Origin of the sequence: Fulvivirga lutea (assembly GCF_017068455.1) — a bacterium.
Taxonomy (GTDB): Bacteria; Bacteroidota; Bacteroidia; order Cytophagales; family Cyclobacteriaceae; genus Fulvivirga; species Fulvivirga lutea.
Map to the genome: position 1 here is coordinate 2,789,474 of NZ_CP070608.1, position 11,433 is coordinate 2,800,906.

The window sequence follows — 11,433 nt, forward strand, 5'->3', positions numbered from 1 at the left end:
ATGAAAGAAGGAACAGTAAAATTCTTTAATGATTCAAAAGGTTACGGATTTGTTAAAGATTCAGAAGACAATCAAGAGTATTTCGTACACGTATCAGGTCTAGTAGACGAAGTTCGTGAAAACGATACAGTAACATTTGATCTTCAAGAAGGTAGAAAAGGTTTGAATGCAGTTAACGTTAAGTTAGCTTAATTTATATCTGATTACAAATGCAAAACCCCTGGCGATTTCGCCAGGGGTTTTTTGTTGTTAAATAGTTATTTTCGTTCGAATGAAAGAGAGGCTAAGTAATATAGTATTAGAGCATAATACCTTTTGGGGTAAGGTTTTTGATCTATCAATACAATTTTTGATATTCATTTCATTATTATCATTCTCTTTCGAAACCTTACCGAATTACCCACCAAAGTTCTATTCCATTCTTAATACTATTGAGGTTTTTACTGTCATATTATTTACGATAGAGTACTTTCTGAGAATATGGCTAGAACCTAATAAACTTCGTTTTATTTTAAGCTTTTATGGTTTAATTGACTTGTTGGCAATATTGCCGTTTTATATATCTACAGGGCTAGATTTAAGATCCATTCGTGCTTTAAGGTTATTAAGACTTTTCAAGTTTTTCAGGTATAGCAAGACAATCCAAAGAATGCATATTGCCTTGAAAATTGCAAAGCAAGAACTGACGCTTTTCTTTACATTGACGTGTATTTTACTTTATTTGGCTGCGGTTGGTATCTATTATTTTGAAAATGCTACACAGCCTTTAAAATTCAGCTCTATTTTAGATTCATTGTGGTGGGGTGTAGCTACATTAACCACTGTGGGTTATGGCGATGCTTACCCAATTACTGCTGGTGGAAAAATATTCACCTTCTTTATATTAATGTTAGGGTTGGGAATTGTGGCAATTCCTGCTGGCATTATCGCTTCGGCAGTTACAAAAGCCAGAGAGTTGGTAAAAGAGGAAGATTCCGATTGAAGACTTGAATGACGACTTTTAAGTATCCAATTCGTCATGTTCCACTATATCTGTGACCTTCAACATACATATCACAGGTTTAAAGATTATCAAAAAGGGCCTTTTGGTACAAATTTGATAATATTATTGGCTCTTGTTCTAGTATCAGACGATCTAGATAATAACAAAAAAGGCCTGATCCTTATATGATCAGGCTACTTCTTGTTTCGCTATTTTCTCGATATTTATTTGAGAATGTATTAGTAGATTATCTTCAGCGATGAGCTTTAATATTTGCTCTCTTGTATTTTCCAATTCAGCGATTCTAGCCACAGAAGCTTTATTTTCAGTACCAAAGCGAATTTTATCGCTAAATATACGGTTCTGGTGAAATTGAATTTTACCATCAATCAGGTAAAGTAATATTTCTTTAGCTTCTTCCGGTTCAAATACACCTTTAATTAAATCAAACTGATCCATAATTTTTTGTTTTTAATTATGTCCCAAAGATCAGCAGATTATTTTATATATTTTTATTAATGTTTTTTATACAAAACATTAATAAAGGTTTATGTTTTAAATTCCAGAGAATCGATAAATAGGCTCTAATTGATTGATATTCGTATATTTTATATCCAAATCAATAATCTTACCATCACTCAATGAATAAACCCAACCATGAATCTCCAATTCACGGGTTTTCCATGCTTTTTGAACAAATGAAGTTTTGGCCAGATTGTGAACTTGTGTCGTAACATTCAGTTCAACCATACGCTTCATTCTTTCTTCATCATTTGCTAAGCTATTCAGTTCCTCTTGGTGATCTTGAAAAATATCTTTGACATAGGCTAGCCAGCGGCCTACTAATCCAACATATTGGTTGTCCATTGCTGCCATTACACCCCCGCAACCATAATGCCCACAGACAATAACATGCTTCACATGCAAATATTCAATAGCGTATTGTAGGACACTCAACATGTTCGTATCTGAATGAATTACCTGATTCGCAATATTTCTATGAACGAAAATTTCTCCTGGCCCAGTTCCGGTAATTTCACTTTCCGGAACTCTACTGTCTGAACATCCTATCCACAGAAATTCTGGTTTTTGACCCTTAGCTAATTCGGTAAAATAAGTTGGGTCAAGCTTTAACTTTTGTTTTATCCACTCCTCATTGCCTTTAAATAGTTTATCGTAAGATGCTTTCATTTTATTATATACTTAGATGATTAGTATATTGAATTAACACGTTTCAATATGAATGTGCAACATATTATCATAATATTCTCTGAATAAACTATTCGTTGTAAGTCCTAAATGAATTGTTGAATTAAATAGAATATTCATTCATCCTGATAGAGATGATCAAATAGAGCCAATTTAGTTGCAATAGTACCTATTCCTGAAAGTATTTTGCCTCAACTGTTACAACGGCAGATGAAAATGTAAAACAAGATTCTGTCGATGGGAAGGAATGATAGGTAATTAATTACGCATACAACTCTTCTCGTTGTTGAATGTACCTTTCATCTTCCACATATTCATCGTATGTACAAAGCTTATCTAAGTGCCCATTAGGAGTTATTTCAATAATTCTATTGGCCACAGTTTGTGTAAAGGCATGGTCATGTGAAGTGAATAGAACAGTACCTGGAAAATCTTTCAATGCATTGTTAAATGCTTGGATTGACTCCAAATCTAAATGGTTGGTTGGCTCATCTAATATCAATAAGTTCCCACCCTTAAGCATCATTTTGGATACCATGCACCGCACTTTTTCACCTCCGGAAAGTACATTGCATTTTTTAAATACCTCTTCACCACTGAAAAGCATCTTACCTAAGAATCCACGTATATAGACCTCATCTTTTTCACCATCACTGTACTGTCTCAGCCAATCGATTAGGTTATCGTTTGACTTAAAGTACTTCTCATTTTCGTTTGGCAAGTAGGCAGTTGTAATAGTCTGACCAAACTTGTACTCACCAGAATCTGCTTTAAGCTCGCCTGCTAATATTTGAAATAATGACGTTGTAGCCAAACTGTCTTTGCTTAAGAAGGCAATCTTGTCACCCTTATTAACAAAGAAATCCAAATTCTTAAATAATGTCTTTCCTTCAGTAGTCTTAGTGAGACCTTTAACTTCTAATATTTGATCACCGGCTTCTCTGTTCTGACTGAATATGATTGCAGGATATTTTCTTGTAGAAGCCTGAATTTCATCAATGTTAATTTTATCCAATAGCTTTCTTCTGCTTGTTGCCTGCTTTGATTTAGAAGCGTTAGCACTAAATCTGGCAATGAACTCCTGAAGTTCCTTTTTCTTTTCTTCAGCCTTCTTATTTGCAGCAGATCGTTGCTGCAATACTAATTGACTTGACTCATACCAGAATGTATAGTTACCTGTATAAAGTCTAATCTGTGAAAAATCAATGTCCACAATATTGGTACAAACCGTATCTAAAAAGTGCCTGTCGTGGGATACAACTATTACAGTATTCTTAAAATCTAAAAGAAAGTCTTCCAACCAGCTGATGGTATGAATATCAAGGTCGTTGGTAGGCTCATCCAGAATTAATATGTCAGGGTTACCAAATAAAGCTTGAGCTAAAAGCACTCTCACTTTTTGGTTACCGCTTAAATCTTTCATTAATGAGTAATGTTCAGATTCATGAATTCCTAATCCGCTTAATAAAGCTGCCGCATCAGATTCTGCATTCCAACCGTCCATTTCTGCAAACTCTGCTTCCAGTTCAGATGCCTTTACACCATCTTCATCAGAGAAGTCTGGCTTCATATAGATAGCATCCTTTTCCTGCATGATCTCCCAAAGCTTAGAATGACCCATCAATACAGTATTAAGCACGGTAAGCTCATCAAATTCAAAGTGATTTTGCTTAAGCACAGCCATTCTTTTACCCGGCTCAATATTCACCTGGCCACTTGTTGGGTCAATATCACCAGACAATATTTTGAGAAAAGTAGATTTACCTGCTCCATTTGCACCAATCACACCGTAGCAATTGCCACCTGTGAAATTGATGTTCACCTCGTCAAATAATACTCTTTTACCGAACTGTAATGAAAGATTTTGTGCTGAAAGCATGCTTTGTAATTTAAATTGGCCGCAAAGGTACTATAATTCCTTGCCATTTGTAAACAAACTGTAGATTTGGAAGATTGAATATGGAAGTAGCAATTATTGGAGGTGGAGCAGCGGGCTTTTTTGCCGCTTTATCAGTGAAACAGCATTACTCTGATGCCAACGTGACCATATTCGAGAAATCATCTAAGCTACTTGCTAAGGTAAAAGTTTCAGGTGGCGGCAGATGCAATGTTACGCATGACTGTAGACAAATCAGTCAGCTGGCCAAGCACTACCCAAGAGGTGAAAAATTTCTGAAAAAGGCCTTTTCTCAATTTGCTGTTAATGATACCATTGATTGGTTTGAAAACAGAGGTGTACGACTAAAGACTGAAGGTGATGGTAGGATGTTTCCTGTTACGGATGATTCTCAGACCATTATAGATTGCTTATTAAATGAGGCCAGAAGACTTCGAGTATCAATTATTAAGAACCGACCAATTCTAAAACTTGTGCCCAATAATTCGAGCATTGAGTTAGTCTTTGAGGATGAAGAATTAAGTTTTAATAAGGTAATTATTTGCTCTGGTGGATCTCCGAAACTATCGGGTATGGATTGGTTAGTTGAGATGGGCATTGAGGTAGAAACTCCAGTACCTTCGCTATTTACTTTCAACATGCCTAATGAAGCTATCAAGTCTTTAATGGGATTGGCAGTGCCTAAAGTCTCTGTAAAGGTTCAGGGAACGAAGTTGAAACAGGAGGGCCCCTTGCTAATCACACATTGGGGAATGAGTGGGCCAGCAATTCTAAAAACATCAGCATGGGGGGCAAGAATATTAGCTGATCTTAACTATGATTTTAAAATTCAGGTAAACTGGCTCAATGAAAATTCTGAGGCTGAGTTAAGGAGTCAAGTTGATGCTATAAAAAATGACTCGCCTAAGAAAAAGATGTTGAATAGAGCCATTGAAGGTATACCTTCTCGTTTATGGGAGTTTTTATTAAAAAAAATAGACTTAAGAGAAGACATTACATGGGGTGAATTAGGCAGTAAAGGACTCAATAGGTTAATAAATATATTGTTGAATGATGTGTACGAGGTGAAAGGGAAAACAACATTTAAGGAGGAGTTTGTGACCTGCGGGGGTGTTGCTCTTTCCGGAATCGATGTTAAAACCATGCAAAGTAAGGAGGTTCCTAATCTCTATTTTGCCGGTGAAGTGATGAATATTGATGGAGTTACCGGTGGTTTTAACTTTCAGGCAGCCTGGACCACCGGTTTTATAGCTGGTAAACTTACCAATTAGTATTTCAATTCCTCATCTTTCGTCCAGATACCCCAATAAGCACCCACATCACCCTCTGAGCCTACCTTCCATGATTCATCAAATGAAGAAAAATAGAACATCTCAATTTTATCTTCTTTAGACCATTTCTGGGCATTAATAAAATACTTCATAAAGTTTTCTGCAGATGGAACGGCTCCATGAAGACTGCTTCCCTGACTTGGCCAACCCGTTTCTGTAATAATCACTTTTTTACCATTACCGGCTCTAAGTGCCTTATTATACATATCCTTCATATAGAGCAAAGAATAATCGCAATGGCAGCCTTCCCAGTACGGATAGCAATTGGCCAGTATTACATCGCAAGCTTCGGTGATTTTTGGTCTGTGTTCGAATTCATAATAAGCATCTACATAGCCTACTGGTGTTCCGGGAATAGCTTCTTTTACCTGATAGATGAAGTCCAAAAGCTCTTGTTCAGAAAGATCCTCACGATACATCACCTCATTACCCACAGCGGCAATATCTACATAACCATCTTTGGTTGCTTTAATCAGGCCTTCAATTTCTCTTTTGTTGATTTCAGGATCATTGCCCAACCATGCACCCACTAGTGTTTTTAGACCATATTCCTTAGCTATTCGTGGTATGTGCTCGTTACCTTCGGTGCATGAAAATGATCGTATCCATTTAGTGAATGGCTTTAAAATTTTGATTCTTCTGTGAATCTGTTCTTCGCTGAGCTGATCACCGGGTTTTTGTCCTTCTACATATGGACTTATGCAAATGCCATGCATTCCATTTGCCAAGTGCTTTCTATATATTTTTAGTATATCATCATCTGATAAACTGTCAAAGTTTATTCCGGTGAGTGCACTTAAACGTTCTTCTTTAAATGACATATTCTTTAATATTATGATAGAACTTTTTTACCGTATTTTAATTGTTCGTTTTTATCCCAAATACCCCAGCTTTGCCCCACATTACCTTCCTGACGAATTTTCCACGATTCATCAAACGATGAGAAGTAAAACAAACCAATATTATGTTTTTGGCTCCAATTATTAATGTCTATAAAGTACTTCATAGCATTTTCTGGCGATGGGTTGGCTTTGCTATTCGTTGTTCCTCTACTAGGCCAGCCTGTTTCTGCTATCATGATAGGTTTACCTTGAGCCGTATCCTTAATTAGACCATACATTTTTTGTAAATATGCAGACGATTCTTCAATGGAACATCCTTCCCAGAAAGGGTAGCAGTTCGCTAAAATGACATCACTGGTTTCTACCAATTCAGGATTTACCAAAAACTGGTAATATGTATCAACACAACCTATGGTAATGTTAGGGATGGCGTCTTTTACTCTTTTGATGTACTGCAGCAGTTCTTCTTTCGAAACATCTTTTCTCAAAAGTACTTCATTACCTACAGCCGCAATATCAACACAACCTGCTTTAGCGAGTTTAATTAAGTTTTCAATCTCTAATTCATTTTTGGCTTTGTCTTTACCTATCCACGCACCTACAAGTGTTTTTAGTCCATTATCTTTAGCCACTTGAGGTATCAATTCATTTCCATCGGTACAAGAGAATGAACGCACCCATTTAGTATGAGGCTTTATTACAGCCATTCTTTTGCGTATTTGATCTTCTGAAAGTACATCACCAATATTTTGGTGTTCCAGGTAGGGGCTAAAACAGATGCCATGCATGCCGGCCTGTAATGATGCTGCAAACAATGAATGAATTTGTTCTTCAGGTAATTTCTCAAAATTGGTAAGAACCGAAGTGTCAATGGCAATATCTTTTTTGAGTAGAGTTCTTAATTTATCCAGTTGCTGGAATGAAGAACTAGACGAAGGCTGCTCATTTCGTCTATCTAATTCTGCACGTATTTCATTGGCGCGATCTTCAGTTACATCATAATCGCGCATAACATACATGGCGATAAGTGTCCCCAAAATAGGTACTCCTGAATAAAATGCCCGTAGGCCAATCAACGTTTCTTCCGTTTGCACATTGGCTGCGGCATCAAAGCCTACTACGCTAAGTATAAGTCCGCTTAAACCTCCGGCAATGGCAAAACCAAATTTCACCATCCACCAATAGATTGCACCAAACACGCCTTCACGTCTTTTGCCAGTATTTAATTCATCTAGATCAATCACATCTGATGTCATAGACATCATTAAAGTGAATAAGCTACCGATACCAAAAGAAAAGAATGGTAAGGCAAATATGAACATGTAAGGCTTACCTGGAATAAATAAAAACCATAATAAAATATAGCCGACTATTGATATACCCTGAGACCATATAAAGGCATTTTTCTTGCCCATAATTTTGGACATACGTGCTACAATAGGAATTACCAGAAAGGTTGTTACCAAAGCACCTAAACTTCCGAAGAGGGTGGGCCAAATGCCTGCTGCTGGCGCGTCACCATTGAATAAATAATAAACAACAATGAAAAACGAAAAGGCAGCAATGGTATTAAAGGCGTTAAATATGAAGAACGTAGCAATACATAATTTTCTAAATGGAGGCGAAGCAAAAGCCTCTTTAAATCCTTTAAGTATTTCCTTAAGGCTCCTGCCAACTGTTCTTAAATTGAGTGGTGCATAGTTCTGATCTAACGTTGATTCGCTTTTAATAAAAATGGCAGGTACAAGCGCAAATAAAGTACATACAATACCAACCCAGATGGCTAGTTGCCTCGTTGCCACCTCTGCTGTTGGAAACCAGTCAGGGTCGTACATAACCACCCAAAACCAAGGTGCAATAACCCATGCCCACTGACCAATCCATTGGGCTACGGCCATAATGTTGGTGCGCTCATGAAAGTCATTACTCATTTCATAGCCCATAGCCACATAGGGAACACTAAATATTGTAAGCCCTAAATAAAATACGAATGACCATAGTAAGAAGTAAGTGAAGTTGTAATTAATGCCATCTTCACGATACAGTTGCCACATGACTATAAATGCCAAGCCCATAAGAATGGCCCCGAAAAATACATATTGCCTTCTACGGCCCCATTTAGATCTTGTATTATCGGATATGAATCCCATAATTGGGTCAGTAATTGAATCAAATACACGAGGGAAAAAATAGATTACTCCCCACATCCAGCCTGGAAAACCAAGGTCTTGAACGAGAACTACCATAAATATGCCCAGTACAGCTGGAAACATTTGATTGGCTAACATTCCAACCCCAAATGCAACTTTTTGCCCAAAAGGCACTTTATTTTGGTATATAGCCATGGTTTATTCGATTTTGGGTGAAATTATAATGGTTTGTAATGCCTTAGCACTAATGGTTAAGTCTCTTTCAAGACCTTTCAATTTAATTTTCATATTTCTTGGTTGGTTTTCCTGATTCAACACCACTAAAGCTATTGTGCCATCGGGGTTATGCACTGCTGTGGCCAGCAATTCATCAGTTGAGAGGTTCAAGCCAATACGTACTGCATCTGGTCTGATAAACCGGCTAAAATGTGACATGGTGTAATAGAGTGGGGTATAATATACCTCATCATTTTCCGGATCTGCTAGAACAGGGGCTACACACCAGTTTTTAAACCAATTTGGGCCTCCTTGCTTGTTCAACACCATATTCCAATCTACCCAACCATCTACCCAATTATTAAGGCAGCCAATAATGTCTCTAGCGTACCTATAAACAGGCACATATTTAGGGTGCATCTTTTTTTCTGACTCAGGTGCCCAATCCCAACCCCAATCTGTGGCTTCTTTCGACCAGTACCATGCATCATCTTTCCACTTAGGAACTTCCGCATCAACACAGGCTTCGGTTTGTATTAAATGTTTATTTGGAGCTTTTTGATGTGCATATTGCAACTCATCCGGAAACACTTCAAATGTGCTGGCGTACCAATGTATAGCTGTACCATCAAAGTAATTTGATTTAATGGAGTCACTGTACATAGCATCAACCCATTCTTTCAAGTGCTCACGATTCTGGTCGTAGCCGAGTATCTTTATGTTTGATTGACTATTTTGTTCAAGTGTTGGGCCTAAATGGTTTTGAACAAAGTCAGTCATCTCATGAGGTGTAAAGTGCATACTCTCCCAATTGTTTCCATTTCCTAAAGGCTCGTTTTCTACGGTTATCCCCCAGATATTGATGCCCTCATTAGCATACGCTGAAATGTATTTAGAAAAGAAGAGTGCCCAGGTGTCGTTATATTTGGGTAATAACTTACCACCAACCCAGCTGTTATTATCCTTCATCCAAGGTGGGGCTGTCCATGGCGAAGAAATTATTTTAAAACCCTCTTTCGATTTCTTCTGTGCTGCTTTTATTATGGGTATTATGTCATCTTTATCCTGTGCAATTGAAAAACTATCTAATTCCATATCGTCAGCGATAGGAGCATAGGAGTAATTAGACAATGAAAAATCACACGAATTGATATGCGTTCTGGTCAAAGAATATTTTGCTCCTGATTCACCAAAATATGCCTCGAGCACTTCGTTGCGCTTTTCTTCGCTGAGTTTATTGAGTAGATATGCCGTTGCTTCAGTAAATGAACCCCCAAATCCGGTTATTTTCTGAAATTGGGCTTCTGGGTTCAGAACAATTTCAACGGTACTTTCAGCCTTTTCAAATTCGCTAAGTAAGGTTAATTTATTTCCAGAAGCACTCGTTTCAAAAACGTCAATATTCATAGGTTCTTTTTCATCATTATTACATGATATGAATGTTGTTAAAAAACAGATAATCAATATGTTATGTATTTCATATCTCATTGGTTAATGACTCATTTCTACATTTTTTAATGGTGGAGTGTGAACATGATTCATCAGTGAATCGATATTACCACCATACGTTTTTTTAATTTTCTTACCGTCTCTGGTAAGACCGTTGAATATCCCCGAATCTACGTGCGGCCATAGAGCATATTTAGCATGCCCCGATTTAGTAAAGAGTCCAAAATGGTTTTCAGAACCTTTAGGATTGTGTGCATCTTTCCATGGCTCATTAAATGCCTCGAAGTAAAAACAAGAAATTCCAGCTTTATTTGTCCACTCGCGTATTTGATTATAATACAGTCCTTGTTTGTATTCGTCAGTGGCCATTGAACCTTTTGAACCATAATGCCCATTTGAGACGGTAGCCCAACCGGTTTCTCCAATATGTACCGGTTTATCGACTCCTATACTCTTCATGTAGGATACTACTGAGTCGTATTGATTTTGGGCAAATTGTAGCGATCTTTTCATGGCTGCATTAATTTTCTCTACTTCACCCAAAGACTGCTCTTCTTCAGGCACTCGCCAGAATTCAGGATTGTAATGCGTGTTATGATAAGGGTAGGTGTGCATGGAAATGTAATCCACTTCTTGTATCAGTGAATTCAAATCTGCTGTATGATATATAGGATCACCACCGCCCCAGGATGAAAAATCATCCGAACTTGTAATCCACAAATCTTCTGGTAGCTGTCCAGTACTTTTCAGGTTTTGAACGTGCCTAACCCATTTTAAAATAACGCCAGGCTGTACGTAATAGCTTTCTGCCCATTTAACCATAGCCTCGTTGCCTATGGCCAACACCTTTACTATATCTGGGTAAGTATTTACTAATTTTACTGCGCGTTCAATTTCACCTTCGTTTTGCTCACTTTCAATGTTATGATCTGGTGGTAACTCTGTCCATGCATTTTTACAATCGATCCAAGCACCGAGCATCACATACATTTCAAATCCTTCCTGCTCTTGTTTAAGCTCAGTAATAGCTTTCAGTACATTGCCTGCATGTGGTAATTGAACATTATAAGTCCTAAGAATTTTAATGCCCATGGCTGAGAGAATCTTTAAATCATCCTTTAGCTGTTGAACCGTTGGCTGATCTTCTCTGGTTTTTGTTCTATAACCTCCGTACGATATGGCCAGATAATCTGGTTTGCCTAATATATCTTTTGCTGTCACTGGTTTGTTTTCTGTTTCTTTATTATTTGACTGATCCTTTTTTGTATTTGTGCATGACAACATACATGCTACCAAAGTAGTAATGAATATTATCTTAACTGCGCAATTCATAACTCTTGTATTAATAATGGTTTCA

Annotated in this window: 10 protein-coding genes; 3 read left to right on the forward strand and 7 right to left on the reverse strand. The window is 37.4% G+C overall.

Features of this window, described 5'->3' with window-relative positions:
• Together JR347_RS12480 and JR347_RS12485 are read left to right on the forward strand one after the other, a co-directional pair.
• Complete coding sequence (locus JR347_RS12480; protein ID WP_205720936.1) at window positions 1-192, forward strand: cold-shock protein; 192 nt, start codon at window positions 1-3, stop codon at window positions 190-192.
• 79 nt (window positions 193-271) lie between these two features.
• Window positions 272-982, forward strand: coding sequence for an ion transporter (locus tag JR347_RS12485; protein WP_205720937.1), 711 nt, complete (start codon window positions 272-274; stop codon window positions 980-982).
• Window positions 983-1,171: 189 nt separating this feature from the next.
• On the opposite strand, the gene JR347_RS12490 is transcribed toward JR347_RS12485, so the two are convergent.
• From JR347_RS12490 to JR347_RS12500, 3 genes are all read right to left on the reverse strand, one after another.
• On the reverse strand, window positions 1,172-1,441 hold the full coding sequence (locus tag JR347_RS12490) for a hypothetical protein (RefSeq protein ID WP_205720938.1): 270 nt from the start codon (window positions 1,439-1,441) through the stop codon (window positions 1,172-1,174).
• A gap of 96 nt (window positions 1,442-1,537) precedes the next feature.
• Window positions 1,538-2,173, reverse strand: a complete 636-nt coding sequence (locus JR347_RS12495) for a carbonic anhydrase (RefSeq protein ID WP_205720939.1) — start codon at window positions 2,171-2,173, stop codon at window positions 1,538-1,540.
• A gap of 280 nt (window positions 2,174-2,453) precedes the next feature.
• A complete protein-coding gene (locus JR347_RS12500; RefSeq protein ID WP_205720940.1) occupies window positions 2,454-4,070 on the reverse strand; it encodes an ABC-F family ATP-binding cassette domain-containing protein in 1,617 nt (538 codons plus the stop codon).
• A gap of 80 nt (window positions 4,071-4,150) precedes the next feature.
• On the opposite strand from JR347_RS12500, the gene JR347_RS12505 reads away from it, so the two are divergent.
• Entirely contained in the window at window positions 4,151-5,359 is a 1,209-nt protein-coding gene (locus tag JR347_RS12505) for a BaiN/RdsA family NAD(P)/FAD-dependent oxidoreductase (RefSeq protein ID WP_205720941.1), read from the forward strand.
• Here the strand turns inward: JR347_RS12505 and JR347_RS12510 are convergent.
• From JR347_RS12510 to JR347_RS12525, 4 genes are read right to left on the reverse strand one after another with little or no spacing between them, the layout of a single operon-like run.
• Complete coding sequence (locus tag JR347_RS12510) at window positions 5,356-6,240, reverse strand: glycoside hydrolase family 17 protein (RefSeq protein ID WP_205720942.1); 885 nt, start codon at window positions 6,238-6,240, stop codon at window positions 5,356-5,358. The genes JR347_RS12505 and JR347_RS12510 overlap by 4 nt on opposite strands.
• Before the next feature lie 11 nt (window positions 6,241-6,251).
• Complete coding sequence (locus JR347_RS12515) at window positions 6,252-8,606, reverse strand: MFS transporter (RefSeq protein WP_205720943.1); 2,355 nt, start codon at window positions 8,604-8,606, stop codon at window positions 6,252-6,254.
• Between the two features lie 3 nt (window positions 8,607-8,609).
• Window positions 8,610-10,115 (reverse strand): glycoside hydrolase family 30 protein, encoded by a 1,506-nt coding sequence (locus JR347_RS12520; protein WP_205720944.1) that lies wholly within the window; start codon window positions 10,113-10,115, stop codon window positions 8,610-8,612.
• 3 nt (window positions 10,116-10,118) lie between these two features.
• Window positions 10,119-11,408, reverse strand: a complete 1,290-nt coding sequence (locus tag JR347_RS12525) for a glycosyl hydrolase family 17 protein (protein ID WP_205720945.1) — start codon at window positions 11,406-11,408, stop codon at window positions 10,119-10,121.
• Between the last annotated feature and the right edge of the window lie 25 nt (window positions 11,409-11,433).

What these genes read in the sequence shown, in the direction of transcription:
- JR347_RS12480 (WP_205720936.1), top strand. Translation starts at nt 1, where the DNA reads ATGAAAGAAGGAACAGTAAAATTCTTTAATGATTCAAAAGGTTACGGA.
- JR347_RS12485 (WP_205720937.1), top strand. Translation starts at nt 272, where the DNA reads ATGAAAGAGAGGCTAAGTAATATAGTATTAGAGCATAATACCTTTTGG.
- JR347_RS12490 (WP_205720938.1), bottom strand. Translation starts at nt 1,441, where the DNA reads ATGGATCAGTTTGATTTAATTAAAGGTGTATTTGAACCGGAAGAAGCT.
- JR347_RS12495 (WP_205720939.1), bottom strand. Translation starts at nt 2,173, where the DNA reads ATGAAAGCATCTTACGATAAACTATTTAAAGGCAATGAGGAGTGGATA.
- JR347_RS12500 (WP_205720940.1), bottom strand. Translation starts at nt 4,070, where the DNA reads ATGCTTTCAGCACAAAATCTTTCATTACAGTTCGGTAAAAGAGTATTA.
- JR347_RS12505 (WP_205720941.1), top strand. Translation starts at nt 4,151, where the DNA reads ATGGAAGTAGCAATTATTGGAGGTGGAGCAGCGGGCTTTTTTGCCGCT.
- JR347_RS12510 (WP_205720942.1), bottom strand. Translation starts at nt 6,240, where the DNA reads ATGTCATTTAAAGAAGAACGTTTAAGTGCACTCACCGGAATAAACTTT.
- JR347_RS12515 (WP_205720943.1), bottom strand. Translation starts at nt 8,606, where the DNA reads ATGGCTATATACCAAAATAAAGTGCCTTTTGGGCAAAAAGTTGCATTT.
- JR347_RS12520 (WP_205720944.1), bottom strand. Translation starts at nt 10,115, where the DNA reads ATGAGATATGAAATACATAACATATTGATTATCTGTTTTTTAACAACA.
- JR347_RS12525 (WP_205720945.1), bottom strand. Translation starts at nt 11,408, where the DNA reads ATGAATTGCGCAGTTAAGATAATATTCATTACTACTTTGGTAGCATGT.